Here is a 20,109-nt window from a genome sequence, read left to right as displayed (position 1 = left end):
GTGCGGGACGTCCGGCTCCGGCGCGTCGTGGCGGGGGCGGGGCACCGTGGACATGGCCGGTCCCGGACCGGGGTCCTCGCCCACCAGGTCCGTCACCGACAGGCCCAGCTCGGCCTGCACCGCCTGCAGGTGCCGCGCGAACTCCCTGGCGGAGGCGTACCGGACCTCCGGCTGCTTGGACATCGCCCGCAGGATCGTCTCGAACACCGCCCTGGGCACGTCCGTACGGTTGATCGGCGGCGGGTCGAGGCTCAGCACCCGGTACATCAGCGGCGCGATCGACGGGTCGGACGGGTTGTGGAAGGCGGGCTGACCGGCCAGGAGGTGGTAGAGGGTCGAGCCGAGCGAGTAGATGTCGCTGGAGGCGGAGTGCGGCCGGCCCGTGAGCACCTCGGGCGCGGCGTGCAGCGGGGTGAACGCCTGCGAGGTGGCCGAGATCTCCGCGGAGTCGACGACCCTGGCCACGCCGAAGTCGGCGACCGCGAGCTCGCCGTACCGGGAGATGAGGATGTTCTGGGGCTTGATGTCGCCGTGCAGGACCCCGGCCTCGTGTACGGCGGCCAGCGCGCCGGCCAGCTTCACGCCCGCCCGCAGCACGTCGGGCACCGGCAGCGGTCCCTCCTTGCGGATCCTGTCGCGCAGGGAGCCGTTCTCGAAGAAGTCCATCGCGATGTACGGCTTGCCGGAGCGCGTCACGCCGGTGTCGAAGACGGTCACGACGTTCGGGTGGCCGGTGAGCCGGCCGGTGAGCTGCAACTCCCGCTGGAACCTGCGCATCGTGCGCTGGTCGACCCGGTCCACGGACAGCACCTTCAGGGCCACGACCCGGTCGAGGCGCTCCTGGTAGGCGCGATACACGACGGCGAACCCGCCCTGGCCCGCCTGATCGAGTACCCGGTAGCCCGGCGCGTCCTCGACTGGCAGCACAGCACTCCCCCCTGTTGCAGCGCGTGCTGGCGAGTTTAGTGCGAAATTTCGATATCAGAGGGGATTCATGAGGTAGGCCCCGAAGGCCACCGAAACGACGGACACCAGCAGGAAGAAGAACACGTAGAAGCCGCCGGGGAGGAACGTCAGCCGGGCCAGCTGGTCCGCGTCGGAGTCTCTCGCCTGCCGCCTGCTCCGCTTGCGCTGTAACTCGATGATCGGCCGGATCCCGCCGAAGAGCAGGAACCACACCGCCACCAGCGCGACGACCTGCTGCACCTCGGCGGGCGCGTACATGATCAGGGCGAACACCGCGCCGCCGGTCGCGAGCAGGATCAGCGCGCCGTACAGGTTGCGGATCAGCAGCAGCATGCAGACCAGGAACAGCAGCACCCCCCAGATCAGCAGCGTGATGCGCCCCTGCTCGGTCAGCCACGCGGCGGCCAGCCCGAGCAGCGGCGGCGCGAGGTAGCCCGCGAGCGCGGTCAGCACCATGCCGGGCCCGTTGGGCCGGCCCCTGGTCAACGTCACGCCGGAGGTGTCGGAGTGCAGGCGGATGCCTTCGAGCTTGCGGCGGGTGAGCAGCGCCATGAGCGCGTGACCGCCCTCGTGGGCGATCGTGATCAGGCCTCTGGACACCTGCCAGGGCATGCGGAAACCGACGATCACGAGTGCGGCCAGCGCGGAGACCAGCACGACCCAGGGGTCGGGGTCAGGCTGAACCTTGATCAGGTGGGCCCAGAACTTGTCCATCGAGGAGAAACCCTAGCCGCGTACAGTCTCCTCCGTGGTTACAGAACAGGATTCTGATGCGCGGGTACCGGACTGGTGGCGCGGGCTGGGGCTGCCCGGCCTCATCGACCTGCACGTCCACTTCCTGCCCGAGCGGATGGAGCGGCGGGTCTGGCACCATTTCCGCCACGGCGGGCCGTTGATGGGCGACGGGTGGAAGATCGAGTACGAGTGGCCGGTGGAGGAGCGGGTCGCGCGGTTGCGGACGCTGGGCGTACGGACGTTTCCTGCCCTCGCATACGCGCACAAGCCGGAGATGGCGGTCGACCTCAACGCTTGGACGCTGGACTTCGCCCGCCGTACACCTGGATGTCTCCCGTCGGCGACCTTCTACCCCGAGCCTGGGGTCGTGGGCTACGTGCTGCGGGCGCTGGAGGACGGATCCCGGATCTTCAAGGTGCATCTGCAGGTCGGGGGGTTCGATCCGCGGGCGGAGGAGCTGGACGAGGTCTGGGGGTCGCTCGCGGAGTCCGGGGTGCCGGTCGTGGTGCACGCCAGCTCGGTGCCGGTGCCCGGCGGTTACGTCGGGGCCGAGCCGATCGGCCACGTGCTGAAGGCGCATCCGCGGCTGCGGGTGGTGATCGCGCATCTCGGGATGCCGGAGTACGACCCGTTCTTCGAGCTGGCCGCGCGTTACGAGCGGGTCGCGCTGGACACCACAATGGCGTTCACCGGCTTCGCCGAGCGGGGCATGCCGTTCCCGGATCGGCTCCGGCCTGCCCTGCTTGATCTGGGTTTGTCGGGGAAGGTGGTGCTCGGCAGTGATTTCCCGACCATCCCCTACCCCTACGCCCACCAGCTCGCCTCGCTGGACCGCCTTGATCTCGGCGATGCGTGGTTGCGGGCCGTGTGCTGGCACAACGGTGCGGCCATGATCTGATAGAAGGGTGAACGATCGGCACGTGGCGCTCATCAGCGCTTTCTACGACGCTCTGGGGCACGCGGACCTCGCGGCCATGGAGCGCTGCTACCACCCCGAGGTCAGCTTCGGCGACCCCGTCTTCCAGGAGGTCGAGGGGCGCGACCGGGTGATGCGGATGTGGCAACTCCAGCTCGGGGTCCACAACGGGCTGAAGTCCAGCTACCGCGACGTGACGGCCGACGACTTCAGCGGCTCCGCGCACTGGACCGCCCGCTACACCTTCTCCAGCACGGGCCGGGAGGTCGTCAACGAGATCGACGCGCTGTTCAGGTTCGAGGACGACCTGATCGTTCGCCACCATGACGAGTTCGACTTCAAGCGCTGGTCGAAGATGGCGCTCGGCCGGCCGCACGGGCTGCTGTTCGGGTGGACGCCGATGTGGCGCAAGACCATCAGAGACCGCGCCGCGCAACAACTCGACGCGCTCGAGCCGTCGTAGGACATCCGGAGGTGAGGCATGGCCAGGGTCAAGGGGTTCAGGCGCAGCGGTGACGTACGCCAGGAGGCGCCCGAGCACTCGATGGACCCGCGTGCCCTGGAGGAGCCTCCCTACCAGCCGACCGTCATCGACAACGCCATCTACCGGAACGGCGAGCGCGTCGACAATCCCGGCTCGCTCGCCGACGCCTTCGAACGCCTCAAACAGATGCCGGACAGCCTCGCCTGGATCGGCCTCTACCGGCCGAAGGAGTGGGAGCTGGTCAAGCTCGCCGAGGAGTTCCACCTGCACGAGCTGGCGCTGGAGGACGCCATCGTCGGCTCGCAGCGGCCGAAGGCCGACCGCTACGGCGACACGCTGTTCGTGGTGCTGCGGGCCGCCCGCTACCTGGACGAGGTGGAGGAGGTCGCCTTCGGCGAGGTGCACGTCTTCGTCGGACCCAACTTCGTGATCACCGTACGCCACGCGGAGGCGCCCGACCTGCAGGGGGTGCGCAAGCGCATGGAGTCCGACCCCGACCTGCTGCGGCAGGGCCCGCAGGCCGTCCTGTACGCCATCCTCGACGCCGTGGTGGACGGCTACGCGCCGGTGGTGGCCGGGCTGCAGAAGGACATCGAGGAGATCGAGGCCGAGGTCTTCAGCGGCGACCCCTCCGTGTCGCGGCGCGTCTACGACCTGTCCGGCGAGGTGATCGAGTTCCAGCGGGCCACGGCGCCGCTCGTCGGGATGATCCACGGGTTCATCGCGGGGGCGGCCAAGTACGGGGTGAACGACGAGTTGCAGAGCTACCTACGCGACGTGGCCGACCACGCGATCACGGTGACCGAGCGGATCTCGTCCTTCCGCCAGATGCTGCAGAACATCCTGCTCGTCAACTCGACGCTCGTCACTCAGGCACAGAACGCGGAGATGGCGCGGATGACGGAGGCGAGCATCAAGCAGGGCGAGGAGGTCAAGAAGATCTCCGCCTGGGCCGCCATCCTCTTCGCGCCGACCCTGGTCGGGACCATTTACGGGATGAACTTCGACTTCATGCCGGAGACGCACTGGGCGTTCGGCTATCCGTTCGCCATCGTGCTGATGGGCGCCGTCTGCCTGGTGCTCTACACGGTCTTCAAGCGACGCGACTGGCTCTGAACCGAATTATCCTTGCTGGTTACACTCTGTTCCATAGTCGTTTCGCTGAGTTCGCAGCATTCCCTCGCAGGGCCCTCCAGCACGCGGTTAACATGCCATCGGCCCCAGCGTCCCCCTAGATCGGCGAGCTCAGACGGTGATGGCGAGGCAGGAACAGATCGACACCGCCAGGCGGCACATCGAGCACCTTCGCGAGCAGCATGCGAACGACGTGACGGCGCTCATTCGCCTGGTCAACGCGGGCGCGCTCAAGAGCCAGGCCGGTGACCGGCTCATCGTCGATCTCCGCGCATGGGACAAGGGATTCAAGGACCTGTTCATCCGGGCGCTGTCGCTGCTGGACTCCCTCCAGCCGACCGACCCGGCAAAAGGGATATCGGCCCGGTGAGCCCTCAGGTCGGCATCAACCCCGCACTGATGACAGAGCTCATCAACGGCATGAAGCGGGTCAGCGCCACCATCCCGGACGTCGGACTTCAGGTCGAACGAGTCCTGACCGCGCTGAACATCCCCCTGTGGGGCCCGGCGCCGCTCCAGACCATCAGCCGCCAGATGAGCGAGCGGATCCCCGGGCTCCAGGGCCGCCTCGACCTGATCCTCGCCGAACCGGACCGCACATCGGGGACGGGCGGCATCCTCTGGGCCAGCGAATCCGGCTGGCTGTCGAAGTCACCCGCCGAAGGCGCGGCGGCCGCCAGGGAGCTGGCCACGCGGCTTCGGGACGAGATCGCGAGCCATTGGCTCAACGCCGAGACGGTGGCCGAGATCGAGCGGCACAAGAAGGACCCGTTCTTCGCCGTGGCCTTCGCCGCGGAGATCCCGCCGCACGAGCTCAAATCCCTGATCGCCAGGATGTACGGATCCGGTCTGCCACCGTCGGAGCGCCCGTTCCAGTACGACGTCGCGCTCCAGGAGCGGCTGGCCACGATGCTCAGCACCCTCCTGGGCACGGCCTCCCGCGGAGTGGGCCGGCTGAACCTGGCCGGCGACTACGCCGATCGATTGATCGAGGACATCGAGGACCCGCAGAACGCGTTCGCCGTGAAGAAGCTCCTCCAGGACGGCGAGTTCGACCACACCTTCCTGCTGACGCTGGCCGGGAAGCTCCATGACGCAGACCTGGCTCATCCCCCTGACCCGGCCCGCCGACGAGACCCATGGACGATGCCCGGCCCCAAGGACGTCTCCCCGGGCGACCTCAGTCCGATGGGCACGGTGCTGGTCGCGCTGGCTCACCATCCCGCCGTCGCCCAGGACTTCTTCACCGACCCGCGACGCAAGCCCCTGGACTACCTGATGCGGCGGCATCACTGGGACGACGCGGCCGACGCGGACCTCGGCTGGGCCATCGAGGCGGCTGCCACGGAGTTCCGGGATCACGATCTGCCGCCGGAGGGCTCCCGCGGCTACAAGTCCGCCCTCATCGCCTCGTGGGCGGTCCGCTTCTGGACCGACGCCAAGGTCCAGGAGAACCTTCCGCACACGCGCGGCAACCTAGGTGCGGTCCTGGCCCAGTACACGAGCGACGTGCACCGTGACACGCACGCCTTCACGGCGAAGCGGCCGGGCGTCGTGACGGGTCCGGACACCGACAAGAACCTGATCGGCGCGGAGCCCTACGGCGCCAAGTTCACCTCGAAGGACCTCAGGCAGGTCATGACGTGGGCGTTCGAGGACGACGACGCGTTCAGGACCGTGGCCGTGGCGCACGGGCAGTACTCCACCCAGATTCTGGACGAGCTGGCGAGCAAGATCGCAGCGGAGGTGGCGGCCGACTTCGCGACATGGCGACGTTCGCACCCGGAAGCCACCGCACAGCAGGCCGATGCCATGCGGCAGGACATACTCGAAGCCCGGATGAGCGGCGGCGGAGGCGGCGAGTTCACCCAGGCGGCGCGAAATCTCAGCATGACGACGTGGGTGATCGCCGATGCCGCCAACATCGCCGCTATCGACGAGGCGAAGAAGGACGATGCCCGTTTCGCCGCGTTCAAGGAAATCGCCGAGAAGGCGGTCGGGCTGGCGCCAGGGCCGCAAGGGAAGTTCGTCGGGCTTCTGGTCGAGTCGGCCAAGGGGAAGATCTTCGGAGAGATCAAGTCCAGTTACGAAGGGCAGGCGCGCGCAAACGCGGACACCGCGATCGGAGCCGCCAAGCACATGTTCACCGATCTCACCGTGGCCGCGATGATGCGGCACGGCCTTTTCGGGGACGCGTCCGTGCCCGCGGAGACACACCCGTACTACCACGAGGACTTCCGCCCTGATTCGGCGGGTCATTTCCTGGCGGACGGGAAACTCATTCCCTGGGCCGAGATGAACGCCGACCAGCGGGAGGATTACGAGGAGTGGCTGAGCGTGAACGGCATCGGCCGCGTCTTCAGCAAGCCGGACGAATCCATCACGGTCGGCTTCAAGAAATCCGAGGCCACTTATTCGAGGCATGGCTCATGAGAATAAAATCATGGGCAATCGGGACCTTCACGATCTTCACCTTGACCACGGCCTGCTCATCTCCTCCACCTCCGCCGCCCGACACCCACCCGCTGGGTAACGTGACCGCCGCCCCACAGGAATGCGAGCTGATCTCGGCCAGCGCCATCAAGATCGCGACTGGCTTCAAGGATTACACGGCCGTCGGTACTAAAATGAAAAGAGGTCTCTTCGCATCGTGCTCGGTGGCCGAAGATTTGAGCGCCGCGGGGAAGTTGGGCCTCGTGATCGAAGTCTTCGACCCGTCTCCCAACGACCCAGAAGATCTGGAGAACACCAAGGTGTTCACCGGTGGGACTGACCTGCCCGCCCGATTGGGGCCCGGCTTCACTATGCGGCGGAAGAGCTCCGAGGGCCAGACCATCGCCAGTGTCTACGGATGGACGCCCGATTATCAGCGCCTCCTTACCATCGACATCTATCGGGGCGCGCCCGGTCGCGACTCGCTGGCAGATGCGACCGAGTTCTTCCGCCAGCTCAAGCCCGTTCTCCTGGACAAACCTAAATGAGCCTCGTCAAGCCGAGCCGATAAAGGTCGCCGTGCGTCTCGGGCGAGCCCCGTCGGCTGGATTGCGAAGCCATCGCTATCGACAGGTCCGGCTGCTGCTGCCCGCACGAGTTCGGCGAACGCGGTGAGCATTGTCCGGTCCAGCGGCTTGACCGCCAGTTCGTTCCGGATCCAATCGCGGCGATTGCCTGCCCCGGCGGCATGTCGTCATGGCGGCCTGCTGTGTGCGTGGCCCTGATCGCGGTCGTTGGACCGCGTGCCGCCTTGGGCCTCACGACGGCCGTCTTCATCCTGACCGCGATCGTCTTCCTGCAGGAGAAGGAGTCTCAGGAAGCCCTGCCCGCGAGGGGAGTCGGTGATCGCCGAGATCGTCACCGGGTCCGCGGCGGTTCGGGCCCGGCCGTCGAGTTGATGTTCGTCCTGGTCCCGGCCCAGATTCTCCTGCCCCTCGTGGGCAGAGCCGTCGTCCACCATCTCATCGGACGGGTCAGCTCCCCCGCGTGGCTGAGCCTTCGGCATGATGCCCATCGGGCAGGCCCGGACCCGACCCAGCACCGTCGCGATCGGCACCACGACGCTGCTGTGGATCGCCGCCCTCATGCTCCTCGTGCCGCCGTTCCCTGCCGTGAGCGGGCTTTGCGAGGACTGTGGAAGGCGAGACTGGCTCTACGATCTGGCTTTATGATCATTCGCATATTAGCCGGGACCGCCGCCGGCCTGGCGCTCTTCGCCGGTGCCGCGCACGCCGAGCCGGTCAAGGGCGCGCCCGAGCTGACCAACAACGCGCTCTACAAGGCGGCCAAGCTTCCCAAGGTCTCCTGCAAGCTGGACAAGGGCACGAACAAGGCCTCGACCAGGAAATACATCACCAAGCTCGTCGGCTGCCTGAACTCGGCGTGGAAGCCCGCCATCAAGGGCTTCAAGCCGGTGAAGGTGGTGTTCAAGGAGGCCGACGACAAGCAGTCCTGCTCCACGGGCATGGACGTCTCCCAGTCCTTCTCCGAGATCTGCGCCACGACCATCAGCGTGCGGCTGGCCGACGACTGGATCAAGGCCAAGAGCGATCTCAAGGTGTTCACGTCCATCAACGGCACGTGGAGCGGGGTCGTGACCGGGCAGAGCGGAATCGGGCAGGCCTGGTGGGCGCTGGAGAACGACGCGTCCGAGTCGGCCATGAACGAGCAGAACCGCCGCTACTACCTGCAGCTCGACTGCTTCGCAGGGGTGTCGGCGAAGAGCCTCGGGCGGGTGGTCAAGGACTGGAAGCCCGTGATCAAGATTCCGGACTTCTGGCCGAACCGGTTCCACGGCAAGCCCGCCAACCGCCTGTCCTGGATCGGCAAGGGGTACGGGTCGGGCCGGCCCGGCTCGTGCAACACCTGGACCGCGAGCTCGTCCAAGGTCGCCTGACGTCTGCGGCGCGGGTCACCACAGCGCTCCGATCACCAGGCCGACCAGGATCAGGGCGACGATGGCGATGCGGAGCGCCGTGAGCGCGCGCCGCCGGTCGACGGTCTTCACGTGGGACCTGCCGGCCTTCAGCCGTCCTGGCCGAGGCGCTCTTCCAGGCGTTCGAGGCGCTGGACGAACGGCTGCAGCTCCTGCCGGATCGCCGCGGCCAGCGCGGCCAGCTGGGCGGCCGGCTGGCCACCCGCGGCAGCCGGGCCGGGCTGCTGGGTCTGGGCGCGGAGGTGGACGTACCCGGCCAGGGCCGCCACCACGGCGCGGCGGGTGAGCCGGGGCTCGGCGCCCAGCCCGCGCAGGACCTGTCCGGCCCGCCCGTCCGGCTCGGCGACCAGGCCGAGCAGGAGGTGCTCGCAGCCGACGTAGTTGTGGCCGAGCGAGGTGGCCTCCGTGACAGCGAACTCCAGGGCGTTGGCGGCGGGCCCGCTGAACGTGCGCGGCTCCGCCTCGGCTGCCGCTGCCCCGGGGGCGAGGTGGGCGGCCAGGTCGCGTCCTACCTGCGCGGGGTCGATGTCCATGGCCCGCAGCACGTGCAGCGCGAGGTTGGCGCCCTCGCTCAGCATGCCCGCGAGCAGGTGCTCGGTGCCGACGGTCGCGGCTCCCCCGGCCTTCGCCTGGTCGGCGGCGAGCTTGAGCACCGTGCGCGCCCTGGCCGTCAGGTACGTCAGCGCGCCCGTCGGCTGGTCCATGTCGAGATCGGTGATGACCGTCTCCCTGATGGCGGTCACCCGGCGGACCGCCTGCTCCAGGGCCCGCTGGCAGACCGCCGACACCGGCACGCCCGCCTGCTTGACCGCCTCCGCCAGTTCGTCCGGGAGGTAGACGTTGATCTTAGGCATGGCGTAACTGTAACCCCAATGGGGGTCTATGTATATAACCCCATCCAGAGCGCGGCCGGGCGGGCTATGCCCGGCTGTACGGGGTCCGGAAGGTGACGGGGCCGCCGGGCGTCCGGACGGTCATGTGGCCTCCCGAGAGCGACACCTCGGGGTCGGCGCAGCCGGGCACGATCACGGTCAGCACGCCGGTCGCCTCGGGGGACAGCACGGTCACGACCTCCGCGGTACGCAGGATCCCGGGCGCGATCAGGCCCGGCCGCACCGCCTGCCCCGCCCCCGGGAGCTGCAGCAGCGTCACCCGCCACTCCCCGTCCCCCAGCACCACCACGCCCTCGCGCCGGGAGACCACCTTGAGCGCCGGGTCGAAGTGCCACAGGCTGCGCAGCGTCCCCGACGGCACGCGGTCGTGCACCGCCAGCAGGTCGGCCCCGTGGTTGACCAGGACGCGCCGGGTCCTGGTCACCCCGTAGGCCTCGTCGGCCAGCTCGAACTCCTGACGTGACGCCTCGACGGAGTGAGCGGCCAGGCGCGTGGCCGTGCCGGGCCGGAACTCCCCCGTCACGACGGGGACGTTGTGGGCCTCCGGCGAGCGGGTCCAGGCCACGTAACCGGTCCGCTCGTAGGAGTGGAACCCGGCCTCCACCAGGATCCGGCGGCCCTGCGCGCTGTAGGTGACGCCGAGATGGTCCTCGTGGCCGTGCAGCGCCCGCCCGGGGCCGAACCTGATCGAGTAGTAGGCCGAGCGCGGATCGTTCCACGCGGTCCGGCCGAACACGTAGCCGCCGTCGAACACCCGCACCTCCGGCTCCTGGCCGGCGGAGCCGCTCCCGCGGGCGTCGGCGTGCCCGTCGCCGAGCGGCGCGAGGAAGCCGTCGGGCTGGGTGGCGTGCGCGATGTACGACTCCAGCGCGCTCCGCCTGGCGAGCAGCCGCGCGGGCGGCTCGGCGCCGCTCTCTTCGATCGCGCGCAGGGCCACGCCGAGCCTGCGGTGCACGTACAGGCCGTAGCGGGGGGCCTGCTCGTGCAGCACGCCCTGCGCGTCGATGGCGAGCTCGGCCGACCTGGTCATCCGGCGGACGGCCAGGTCGCGCCACCGCGCCCGGCCCAGCCGGCAGCCCACGACCAGCAGCGCGATGTCCTGGTCCAGGCCGTGGTTGTGGCCCTCGCGGTAGAGCGCGGGGTCGGCCAGGACCTCGCCGTGCTCCGCCAGGCTGTCCCACAGCCGCCGGGTGCGCACGTGCTCGCTGAGGCAGACGAGCGCGGGGGCGCGCAGGGCGACGGCGTGCTCGGCCCAGGCCCACGGGCTGACGCCGCGGCCGCCGCGCGGGTTCTCGCGGATCCAGTGGTCGGCCAGGCCGGCGGCACGGTCGAGGTAGACCTGCTCGCCCGTGCGCTCGTACTCGGCGGCCAGGCGGCCCAGCCAGCGCAGCGAGTGCAGGTTCAGCGCCCAGGAGCGGTTGGCATGCGGGTTCGCGGTCCAGTCGACGTCCGTTCCGAGATCGACGGCGGGCAGGCCGACGAACGTCACCCGCCCGCGGATCAGCTCCTCCACCTTGAATCCGGAGAGCTGGTCGCTCAGGCAGATGGCGCTGCCGGAGGTCGTGCGGGCACGCCAGAACACGTACGGGCTCCTGTTCTCGGGCGCGCGGAACCCACGCGCCGGCGGTCATGGTCGGGGTCGGCGGTCCCGGTCGGCCGGGGCCGGTCGGTCAGCGCAGGTCAGGCCCCTTGTCCGTCCAGCCCGCCGCCAGCACGCGTTCCGTCCGTTCGGACGGCCTGCCGTCGGTGCTGGACAGCACCTGGGAGGTCGCCGGGTCGATGATGATCGTCCGCTGGGAGCCGTCGGGCAGCACGTACGAGAACGCCTCCCCGGGCAGGCTCTCCCCCAGGTAGCGCACCTCGGGGAGGTCGGCGAGCGCGCGGAAGGCGGCGGCGCGGACCGCGGGCGGGGACGGCTTGTTCCACAGCAGGCCGCTGAGCGCGTCGGCGAGCAGCCCCGGGGAGTCCTGCGGCAGCATCGCGGCCACCCGCGCCCGCAGCGCCGCCGGCTCCGTGGGCAGGCCCTCGATCTGCTCGAACGTCAGGTCCCGCCCGGCCATGCTGAACGGCGAGCGGCCCTTGACCCGGGTCACCCGGCCGTCCTCCGCCGTCCAGGCGCGGCCGTCCCTGGTGGCCCAGAGCTCGATCGTCCTGGCGCCGTCCCTGAGCTTCTTGACATGCCAGTAGGTCCCTTCCGCGGCGGGGCCGGCGGCCGCGGTGGTGGCCGCCGACAGCAGCAGCGACCGGGCCGAGACCTGCTGCGGAGGCGAGGCCGGGGGCTGGTACGCGACGAAGGCCACGGCGAGCGCCGCCGCCATCACGGGGACCGCCAGCCACGACAGCCGCCTGCGCCGGCGCCTGGCCGCCATCCGCCGCCACACCCTGGCCCGGGCGCGCGGGTCGGGCCGCGACGGGCCGAACAGCTCGCGTACGCGTTCCATCTCATCCATGGACGACCACCTCACCGAGCAGCGCGCGCAGCTTCTTCCTGGCCCGGCTCAACCTGGACCCGACCGTGCCGTACGGGATGCCGAGCGCGGTGGCGATCTCGTCGTGGCTCAGCCCGGCCAGCGCGACCAGCAGCAGCACGTCACGGTCGCGCCGATCCAGCTCGGCCAGGGCGGCGGCCAGCTCGGGGCGCAGGCTCTGCGCGCTGACGCGCAGAGCCACCGTGTCCTCGTGCCCAGGGGCGTCGCCCTCGGGGCCCCAGCGGCCGAGCGCGCGCAGCGTGCGCGCTTCGAGCCGGCGGTGCTTGCCGATGAGGTTCGTGGCGATGCCGTAGAGCCAGGCGCGCACGCCCGCGCGGGCCGGGTCGTAGTGCCCGCGCTTGCGGAACGCGGTCAGGAACGTCTCGGCGACGATGTCCTCGGCGTGGTCCGGGCCCAGACGGTGCGCGACGTAGGCGTGGATCTCCGCGAAATGCGCGTCGAACACCGCGGCGAATCCCTCCGCGTCGTCCATCACCCCCGGCGCGCGGGCGCCCCAGGGCACCCGTGACGCCATGCTTTCCCCCGGCATGTGCAACCTTCCGCCGCATCAGTGGTCATCTCTTATCACCCGATGCCCCGGTTTGCTTTCACGCTCGGTTCTTCGCGCCGTTCTTCCCGGTGTCCTGCTCGCCCTCCTTCTCGCCCTCCTTCTCGCCCTCCTTCTCGTACGAACGCCATCAGCACGGCCCCCACCAGCGGGCCGGCCGCCAGCGCCGCGAAGGCGGCCGGGAAGGAGCCGGTGGCTTGGAAGACCGCGCCGATCACCAGCGGCACGGTGACGCTGCCGAGCTGCCACAGCGCGTTCGTCGCCCCCGCCGCGGACCCGGTCAGCCGCTCGCCGGACAGCCCGGGGACCATCGCCACCATGAGCGGGCTGTACAGGTACGCCCCCAGCCCCAGGAGCGGCGCCACGACCAGGAACCCGGCCGCCGAGTCCATCGTGCCGAACACCAGCAGCGCGAGCGCGAAATAGAGCAGCACCACGGAGGCGGGCACCTTGCGCCCCCGGCCCAGGAGGTCGGTCACCAGGCCGACGAGCGGCTTGCCCGCCACCGCGACGATCCCGAACAGCACGACCACCCCGCCCGCCGTGACCGGGTCGACGCCGCCGCCTTTGACCATGAGGGTGTTGGACCAGGTGACGAAGCCGTACGTGCCCCACAGGCCGCCGAACCCGGCCAGGCCGAGCAGCAGCAGGTCACGGTCGGCCAGCAGCGGGCGCGGGTCGGGCCACGCCGCCCGCCCCTCGCTCGCGCCGTCGCGGACCAGGAGCAGGCACAGCACGGCCAGCGCCATCGACACGCCGCCGAACAGGTGGTACGAGGCCCGCCAGTCGTACCACTCGATCATCCTGGGCACGACGGCGTTGGCCAGCACCGTGCCGATCGAGGTGGCCGTCAGGAAGACGCCCACCACCGTGCCCCGCCGCCGCTCGCCGAACCAGGCTGTGACCAGCTTGACGCCCGCCGCGTAGTCCGCCCCCGCGAACAGGCCGATGAGCGCCTGGAGCGCGAGGCCCGCCCCGGCCGACGGGCTCGACCCGAACAGCACCATGAACGCGCCCGCCACGAACAGCGACCCCGACAACACGGCCCGCCCGCCCAGCCGGTCGGCCAGCACGCCGCCGAAGGCGCTGGCGACCACGTAGCCGGCGTAGTACGCGGTCGCGAAGGCGCCCAGGCCCGCCAGCGACACCCCCAGCGCCGCGCCGGCCTCGGCGGACGCCGGCCCCCACGCCGAGCGGTCGGCGGAGGTCATCGTGAAGGAGGCCCAGCAGAGCAGGAGCACGACCCAGCGACGACCTCGTGACTCTGCGTGATCGCTCATGCGCGTACACGCTACAGAGCCGGCCGCCGCTCCGGAGGCTCAGGCGAGGAATCGGCGCACGTCGGCGATCTCGTCGTCGAGCAGGCCGCCGGGCAGCTCGCCGAACGGCCGCACGCTCACCTGCGCGCCCTTGCGCCCCCACACGCCTTCGATGACGCCGTCCACGAGCACGACAGGGCGCAGGATGCCGCCCCCGGGGAACACGTCCTTCGCGTGCGCGGCCGCCAGGATCCGATCCCGGCTCCGCCAGCCCATCAGGTACTCGTCGAAGGCCGGCGCCAGGCGGGCGAACGGCTTCACCGCCGCCGGCGGCGGGTGGCCGGCGGCCAGGCCCCAGGCCGTGCGGGCCGCGCCGAGCGACAGGCCCGACCAGGCGGCCAGGTCCTCCGGATCGGCCGGGTGGTGGGCGCGGCGGTAACGGACGGCCAGCTCCTTCAGCGCGCGCTCCCGGTCGGGCTCGGGCGCGATCGGGGCGCCCAGCCAGTCGGCGGCGTGCACGTACGTCGGCTTGCCCGCGCGCATCGGCCCCAGCACGGCCAGACCCTGCTGGGCGGCCAGCGCCACCAGGTGCACGATGCCCTGGCCGCTCGCCCGGCCGGCCAGGCGTTCGGCCAGGTCGGCCTTGGTGAGCGGGCCCTGTCCTTCGAGCGCCTTGCCGATGAGCGCGAGCAGGTCGTCGCCGGTGACGCCCTCCTCGGCCAGGCGGCGCAGCGGGTTGACGCTCTGCCCGGTCAGGGCGTGGATCCAGGGGAGGTCGTCGGCGTGGACGAAGTGCAGCGTGCCGCGCGGGCCCCACATCCTGACGATCTCGCGGGCCTGCCAGGCGGCTTCCACGTCGGCCCTGGACAGGGTGGCCGAGCGGGCGCGGAAGGCGAGCAGGGCGGCCGGGACGTCCTGTGCCTGCATCGCCCCGAGGCGCCGGACGATCTCGCCCGCCGTCAGGCCCGGCGGGCGGTGCAGGAGCTGCGCCTCGACACTTCTCATACGGGCATCATCCCAACGGTGTCAGCGGAGGAGCAGGCGCCTGCGCAGGCGGGCGGTGAAGGGCGTGGTGGTGCGTACGGCCCGGCGGATGGCGTCGCTGCGCTGCCAGGCCATGGTGGCGGCGTCGTCGGTGACGGCGTCGGGGGCGTACCGGACGAAGTTTGAAATTTCGGCCAACGGCCGAAGATTTGCCGATATTTCGCCCGAATGGCGGGTCACGATGTCATCGGCGGTCAGCGCGTCCTGGCCCCTGAGCCCCAGGTCGTCGCACGTCTGCCGCCACGCGCCGAGCACCCGCTGCTCAGGCCGCCGGTCCCGGCGCCGGCCGCGCCGGCGCCACCACGGCAGCGCGGCCACCACCCCCGCGTACGCCACCAGCAGCACGCCGCCCGCCACCGCCGCGACCACCCACGGCGACAGGCCGTCCCCCGGCTCCTCCCCGTTGCCCGTGGCCTGCGGCTGCGACGTCTTGGGGCGGTCGCTGCCGCCCTGGGTGAACTCGCCCTCCAGCTCCTCGCTCTCCTCGATCGCCGATGACGCCACCTCGTGGTCGTCCTTGGCGCCGCTGCGCCCCGGCGTCGGGTAGAACGGCCGCCACCCCAGCTTGTCGAACTTGATCTCCGCCCACGCCATCACGTGCCCGGACTTGACGTGATAGACGCCGCCGGAGACCTGTCCCGGCCGGAACCCCACGACCACCCGCGAGGGCAGCCCGAGCGTGCGGGCCATCAGCGCGAACGTGCTCGCGAACTGCTCCGACGTCCCCCGGTGCGTCGTCTGCAGGAAGAACTCCAGGCCCTTGAGCGAGTGGCCGGGGGGCGCGGTGACGTCGTAGGCGGCGTTCGTGCGCAGGTAGCTCTGCAGCCGGTACGCCTGCTTGATCGGCGCGTCGGCGCCCTTCGTGGCCTCCTGCGCGAGTTCGCGGAACAGCTTCTCCTGAGGGACCGCGGGGAAGGCGGTCAGCTCCGGGTCGGTGACGGGGGTGGCTGCCAGCAGGTCCTCCTTGGACGGCCTGGCCACCCGCGAGGTCACCTCGTAGCTGAAGCCCTTGACGGGCTTCGTCCCGGCCAGCAACGACCCGCTCTCGGGATCGACGGCGAGCCCGCGCACCCCGGCGACCTCCTCGGGACGCTCGGCCGCGGGCAGCCAGGTGCCCGGCAGGCCGTTGAACGTCACCTTCTGGCGTACGACGTCCACCTTGCCGGTCCAGTCACCCTCCGGCACCCGGCCGCCCGTGGGCTGGAAGCGGGCGCCCGAGGTCCAGCGGACGCCGTCGTACCGGTCGAGCACCGCCAGCCGCCAGTTGAGCGGTTCGCCCGCCTGGACGGTGAACAGGTCCCGGTCCGGGATCTGCAGCCACGCCGAGACGCGGTCGAGCGGGCTGACGCTGTCGACGCGCCTGGGCGCGGGCGGCTCGACGTGCTCACGCGGGTTGTACGGCTGCGCGGCGACCGGCAGCAGCGGGCCCAGCACCAGCGCGAGCGCGGCCAGCGCGGCGGCGGCCGGGAGTCCCGCGAGGAGCCAGAGCGGGGAACGCTCGTCACGCAGCAGGGCGAGGGCGGCGATGAGCACGAACAGGGCCGCCGCCACCGGCAGGTTCGACCCTTCGCCGTCCACGCCGAGCAGGAGCGCGACGCCATGGACGGCGAGGGCGGGGACGGCGGCGACGATCTTCGTCCTGGTGCGGGTCAGGGTCTCCGCGCCGATCGTCGCGGCGGCCCAGGTGAGGGTGTGGACCAGCACCAGGAGCCGGGGCTCCGGCTGGGCGGGCAGGAGCGTGGTGAGCAGCGCCTGCCACGCGTTCGCCACGTCGGCGAACACGGCCGGCTCCAGGCCCTGGTAGAGGGGGATGGTCCCGGCGAACCAGAGGACGGCGTCCAGCGCGAGCGCCAGCCACAGGGGCCGGCGCGCGGTGAGCGCCGCGACGAGCGCGGGGGCGACGGCGGCCGGCACGATCGCGAGCAGCAGCCCGGTGCCGGGGAAGACCCGGTGGAAGCCCCAGCCCGCCACGCCCGCGACGGCCGCAACGACCGCGAGCCCCGCAAGCCGCCGCCACCCGGCCGGGCCCCGCCCGCCGGCCGCCGGACGCGGCCCTCCGGCCATCGGACGCCGCCCGCCGGTCATCGGGCGCCGCTCTTCCGTCATCGGGCGGCTTGAGCGAGTCATCGGGCGGCTTGAGTGAGTCATCGGGCGCCCCATGCGAGCGGGAGCGCGTCGAGCGAGGCGATCGGCATGACCTTGACGCCCGGGACGCCGACCGCCCCTGTCCCGACATATACGCAGATGACCCGCTCGAACCGGCGGCGCACCCCCGCGGCCCGTCCCGCCTCCTCCGGGTCCGCGGTGATCAGCACCAGGGAGCCGCCGCCCCGTGCCAGGCGCACCGTCTCCGTGACGGGTTTGCGCCCCTCCCGGACCGTGGCCAGCCAGTCCAGCACGGTTTCCGCGTCGGACCTGGTGCTCGGGAGCGGCCCGTCGCCGGTGAGCAGGCGTACGGGGAATCCGGCGCCGGCGGCGGCCAGCGCGACCGAGGCGGCGGCGTCCACGGCCAGCTCCGTCAGGCCCCGCGTGTCCAGCACCACCGTCGTGGTGGGCAGGCTGGCGTCGATGAGCTGGCGGACCATCAGCGTCCCGGTGCGGGCGCTGGAGCGCCAGTGGACGTGCCGGAGGTCGTCGCCGACGACGTACTCGCGCAGGGTGTGGAAGGTGACCGTGCCGCTGGGGGCGTTGTCGCTGGTGGGCCCTTCCAGATGGTGGGCCTTGCCGGACGGCGGGACGGGGAGCGCGACCGTGCGCGGGCGGACGAGGAGGGTGGCGGGCAGGCCGTACTCCCTGACGCGGCGCGTGAGCCCGAACGGGTCGGCGCGCACGAGCCTGAGCGGGCCGACCGGGATCTCGCCGCGGACCTCCGTGGGCAGCGGGTACGACACCGTGCGCACCGCGCCCTTGGGCAGTCTGGGCAGGTCCACCGTGTGCTCCGACGCGCCGATCCGGTCCTGGGCCCGCAGTCCGGACAGGCCATGGCGGCCGAGGTTGGTGACGCTCAGCACCGCCACGGCGGCCTCGCCGCGCGGCACCTTGAGCGGGGTGACCTCGCGGTGAACCGCCAGCTTGGGCCTGGGCGCGCTCCACGCGAGCGCCGCGGCCAGGGCCAGCAGCCCGCCCGTGGCGAGCACGACGGGCTCCGGGTAGCCGAGCGCGAACCCGGCGGCGTACAGGACGGCGCAGCCGGCGAGCGTGCCCCACCCGAGCGGGGTCAGCACCGCGGCGGGCCTGCTCGCGGTGGTCGGCGGGATGTGCATCTACGCCGCCTGCGGCACCGGCATCCCGGCGAGGATCTCGCCGAGCACGGCCTCGGCGGTGACGTCGCGCAGCTCGGCCTCGGGCGTGCGGATCAGGCGATGCCCGAGCACGGGTACGGCCAGCGCCTTCACGTCCTCGGGCACCACGTAGTGCCGCCCGGCGGCGGCGGCCTTGACCCTGGCCGCCCGCAGCAGCGCCAGGCTGCCACGGGGGCTCGCGCCGAGCCGCAGGTGCGGGCTCGTACGCGTGGCGCCGCACACCGCCACGATGTAGTCGTAGACCTGGTCGGCCACGTGGATGCGCGAGGCGAAGTCGATCATCCCGGCCACGTCCGACGCCCGCGCCACCACCGGCAGCCGCTCGACCTGCGGCCCCGTCGGCATGCCCTTGAGCACCTCCACCTCGGAGACGTGGTCGGGGTAGCCGACGGAGATCTTCATCAGGAACCGGTCGAGCTGGGCCTCGGGCAGCGGGTAGGTGCCGTCCATGTCCACGGGGTTCTGCGTGGCCACCACCAGGAACGGCCTGGGCACCGGGTGCGGCTCGGCGTCCACCGTCACCCGCCGCTCCTCCATGACCTCCAGCAACGCGGCCTGCGTCTTCGGCGAGGCCCGGTTGATCTCGTCGGCGAGCACGATGTTCGCGAAGACCGGCCCGTGGTGGAACTCGAACTTCTGGTGCGCCTGATTGAAGATCGACACCCCGGTGATGTCGCTGGGCAGCAGGTCGGGGGTGAACTGGATGCGCCGCCACTCGGCGTCCACACTGGCCGCGACGGACCGGGCGAGCGTGGTCTTGCCGGTGCCCGGCACGTCCTCGATGAGCAGGTGCCCTTCGGCGAACAGGCAGGTCAGGGCCAGCTCGATGGCCTCGTGCTTGCCACGGATGATGCGCTCGATGTTGGTGGCGAGCAGCTGGAAGCGCTGCGCGAACTGGCCGGCGAGCTGCGCGGACTGCTGCTGCACGGGCTGCTGCGTGGACTGCACGGGCTGCATGGGCTGCTGCACCGGCTGGTGCTGCTGCGTCAACGGCTGCTGGTAGGGCTGCGCGGTCTGCTCGAACTGGTCCTGATAGTTGTACTGGGTCAACTGAGTCCCCTTCTCAGTCGGTGCACTCGAAGAGCGGCCCCTCGGGGAAACCGCCGTCCGGAGTCGCCACCAGAGTGTCGTTCAGGTAGCCGTTGCCGTACTGGCTCTCGATCCGGTTCCAGATGTCGCTGGACCTGCCGGTGGAGGTGTCGGTGTAGGACGCGCCCTTGACCTGGCAGATCACCGTCAGGGTGATGTACTGCTTCTGCGGGATCTTCCCGGCCTCCCCGCTCGTCGACGGGCCCGGCCGGATGATCGTGTTGGTGTCCTCGTTGCTGGCGTTCTTGTACTGCTGCCGCGGATAGGCCAGGTCCACCTCGGTCGTGGCCACGTCCGGGCTCTCCCCCGCCGCGTTCTTGGCCTTGAGCTTGAACGCGTGCTTCTGGTTGTTCTTCAGCCCGTCCACCGTGAACGACGTGCCCTTGATCGCGTCGTTGGTCGCCGCCCCGGTGAGCTGGTAGGTGACGCCGTCGTCACCGTTCGCCGGAGCGCTCCAGCTCAGCTCGGCGCCCCGGTTCTTGGCCTTGGCGGCGAAGCCGGTCGGCGAGCCGGGCGCGACGCAGGGCTTGGCGCCCGCGCTCGGCTCCGACTCCACCTGCCCGCCCTGCCAGTGCGCGACCACCACGAAGGTGTACTCCCTCGCGCAGTCCCCGCCGGTGAACTCGAACTGGAACGGCCCGTTCGCATCCACCGACTCCGGCTCGGCGCGGCCGCCCCCGGCCGTCTTCAGCGTGTACCGCTCGACCTTGCCGCCCGTGGACGGGCTGAAGCCGATCGTCACGTTGCCGGGGCCCGACCTGGCGCTCACCGCGCCGGGCGCGGAAGGCGGTCCCGCCGAGGGCGTTGGGGTGGGCGTCGGGG

General features: G+C 71.1%; 20 protein-coding genes. 7 read left to right on the top strand and 13 right to left on the bottom strand.

Annotation, left to right across the window (positions count from 1 at the left end; all coding sequences use genetic code 11):
• On the bottom strand, positions 1-927 hold a 927-nt coding region (locus ETD85_RS45870), incomplete at its 3' end, for a serine/threonine-protein kinase (RefSeq protein ID WP_138696140.1).
• A gap of 54 nt (positions 928-981) precedes the next feature.
• Positions 982-1,680: a M50 family metallopeptidase gene (locus ETD85_RS45865; protein WP_138696139.1), complete on the bottom strand. Its 699-nt coding sequence runs from the start codon at positions 1,678-1,680 to the stop codon at positions 982-984.
• A 34-nt stretch (positions 1,681-1,714) separates the two neighbouring features.
• On the opposite strand from ETD85_RS45865, the gene ETD85_RS45860 reads away from it, so the two are divergent.
• From ETD85_RS45860 to ETD85_RS45835, 6 genes are all read left to right on the top strand, one after another.
• On the top strand, positions 1,715-2,599 hold the full coding sequence (locus ETD85_RS45860; protein ID WP_138696138.1) for an amidohydrolase family protein: 885 nt from the start codon (positions 1,715-1,717) through the stop codon (positions 2,597-2,599).
• Positions 2,600-2,606: 7 nt separating this feature from the next.
• Positions 2,607-3,080: a nuclear transport factor 2 family protein gene (locus ETD85_RS45855; protein ID WP_138696137.1), complete on the top strand. Its 474-nt coding sequence runs from the start codon at positions 2,607-2,609 to the stop codon at positions 3,078-3,080.
• An 18-nt stretch (positions 3,081-3,098) separates the two neighbouring features.
• Positions 3,099-4,217 carry a magnesium/cobalt transporter CorA gene (gene corA, locus ETD85_RS45850; RefSeq protein WP_138696136.1) on the top strand — a complete coding sequence of 373 codons (1,119 nt, stop codon included), beginning with the start codon at positions 3,099-3,101 and terminating at the stop codon, positions 4,215-4,217.
• Positions 4,218-4,356: 139 nt separating this feature from the next.
• Entirely contained in the window at positions 4,357-4,605 is a 249-nt protein-coding gene (locus ETD85_RS45845; RefSeq protein ID WP_138696135.1) for a hypothetical protein, read from the top strand.
• 29 nt (positions 4,606-4,634) lie between these two features.
• Complete coding sequence (locus ETD85_RS45840; RefSeq protein ID WP_138696134.1) at positions 4,635-6,668, top strand: DUF6571 family protein; 2,034 nt, start codon at positions 4,635-4,637, stop codon at positions 6,666-6,668.
• A 101-nt stretch (positions 6,669-6,769) separates the two neighbouring features.
• Complete coding sequence (locus ETD85_RS45835; protein WP_138696133.1) at positions 6,770-7,216, top strand: hypothetical protein; 447 nt, start codon at positions 6,770-6,772, stop codon at positions 7,214-7,216.
• A gap of 206 nt (positions 7,217-7,422) precedes the next feature.
• Here the strand turns inward: ETD85_RS45835 and ETD85_RS45825 are convergent, their stop codons facing one another.
• Positions 7,423-7,815 carry a hypothetical protein gene (locus tag ETD85_RS45825; RefSeq protein WP_138696132.1) on the bottom strand — a complete coding sequence of 131 codons (393 nt, stop codon included), beginning with the start codon at positions 7,813-7,815 and terminating at the stop codon, positions 7,423-7,425.
• 81 nt (positions 7,816-7,896) lie between these two features.
• Between ETD85_RS45825 and ETD85_RS45820 the strand changes: the two genes are divergently transcribed.
• Entirely contained in the window at positions 7,897-8,625 is a 729-nt protein-coding gene (locus ETD85_RS45820; protein WP_138696131.1) for a neutral zinc metallopeptidase, read from the top strand.
• Between the two features lie 128 nt (positions 8,626-8,753).
• On the opposite strand, the gene ETD85_RS45815 is transcribed toward ETD85_RS45820, so the two are convergent.
• The 10 genes from ETD85_RS45815 to ETD85_RS45770 form a co-directional block, all read right to left on the bottom strand.
• Positions 8,754-9,518: a Clp protease N-terminal domain-containing protein gene (locus tag ETD85_RS45815; protein WP_138696130.1), complete on the bottom strand. Its 765-nt coding sequence runs from the start codon at positions 9,516-9,518 to the stop codon at positions 8,754-8,756.
• A gap of 64 nt (positions 9,519-9,582) precedes the next feature.
• On the bottom strand, positions 9,583-11,139 hold the full coding sequence (locus ETD85_RS45810) for a heparinase II/III domain-containing protein (RefSeq protein WP_138696129.1): 1,557 nt from the start codon (positions 11,137-11,139) through the stop codon (positions 9,583-9,585).
• Between the two features lie 88 nt (positions 11,140-11,227).
• Positions 11,228-12,007, bottom strand: a complete 780-nt coding sequence (locus tag ETD85_RS45805; RefSeq protein ID WP_138696128.1) for a hypothetical protein — start codon at positions 12,005-12,007, stop codon at positions 11,228-11,230.
• Positions 12,000-12,518 (bottom strand): RNA polymerase sigma factor, encoded by a 519-nt coding sequence (locus ETD85_RS45800; protein ID WP_379507230.1) that lies wholly within the window; start codon positions 12,516-12,518, stop codon positions 12,000-12,002. The genes ETD85_RS45805 and ETD85_RS45800 overlap by 8 nt, the downstream gene beginning before the upstream one ends.
• Before the next feature lie 92 nt (positions 12,519-12,610).
• On the bottom strand, positions 12,611-13,873 hold the full coding sequence (locus ETD85_RS45795) for an MFS transporter (RefSeq protein ID WP_138696127.1): 1,263 nt from the start codon (positions 13,871-13,873) through the stop codon (positions 12,611-12,613).
• A 39-nt stretch (positions 13,874-13,912) separates the two neighbouring features.
• On the bottom strand, positions 13,913-14,857 hold the full coding sequence (locus ETD85_RS45790) for a winged helix DNA-binding domain-containing protein (RefSeq protein ID WP_138696126.1): 945 nt from the start codon (positions 14,855-14,857) through the stop codon (positions 13,913-13,915).
• 21 nt (positions 14,858-14,878) lie between these two features.
• The gene (locus ETD85_RS45785) at positions 14,879-17,002 is read right to left on the bottom strand and encodes a transglutaminase TgpA family protein (RefSeq protein ID WP_138696125.1); all 2,124 of its coding nucleotides are present in this window, start codon (positions 17,000-17,002) and stop codon (positions 14,879-14,881) included.
• 38 nt (positions 17,003-17,040) lie between these two features.
• Positions 17,041-18,159 carry a DUF58 domain-containing protein gene (locus ETD85_RS45780; protein ID WP_138696124.1) on the bottom strand — a complete coding sequence of 373 codons (1,119 nt, stop codon included), beginning with the start codon at positions 18,157-18,159 and terminating at the stop codon, positions 17,041-17,043.
• Complete coding sequence (locus ETD85_RS45775) at positions 18,160-19,248, bottom strand: AAA family ATPase (protein WP_240779864.1); 1,089 nt, start codon at positions 19,246-19,248, stop codon at positions 18,160-18,162.
• A gap of 13 nt (positions 19,249-19,261) precedes the next feature.
• On the bottom strand, positions 19,262-20,109 hold an 848-nt coding region (locus ETD85_RS45770; RefSeq protein ID WP_206059292.1), incomplete at its 5' end, for a fibronectin type III domain-containing protein.

The organism is Nonomuraea zeae (assembly GCF_005889725.1).
Classification (GTDB): domain Bacteria; phylum Actinomycetota; class Actinomycetes; order Streptosporangiales; family Streptosporangiaceae; genus Nonomuraea; species Nonomuraea zeae.
The sequence above is the reverse complement of the archived record's forward strand: the minus strand, read 5'-3'. Positions and strand labels throughout refer to the sequence as shown.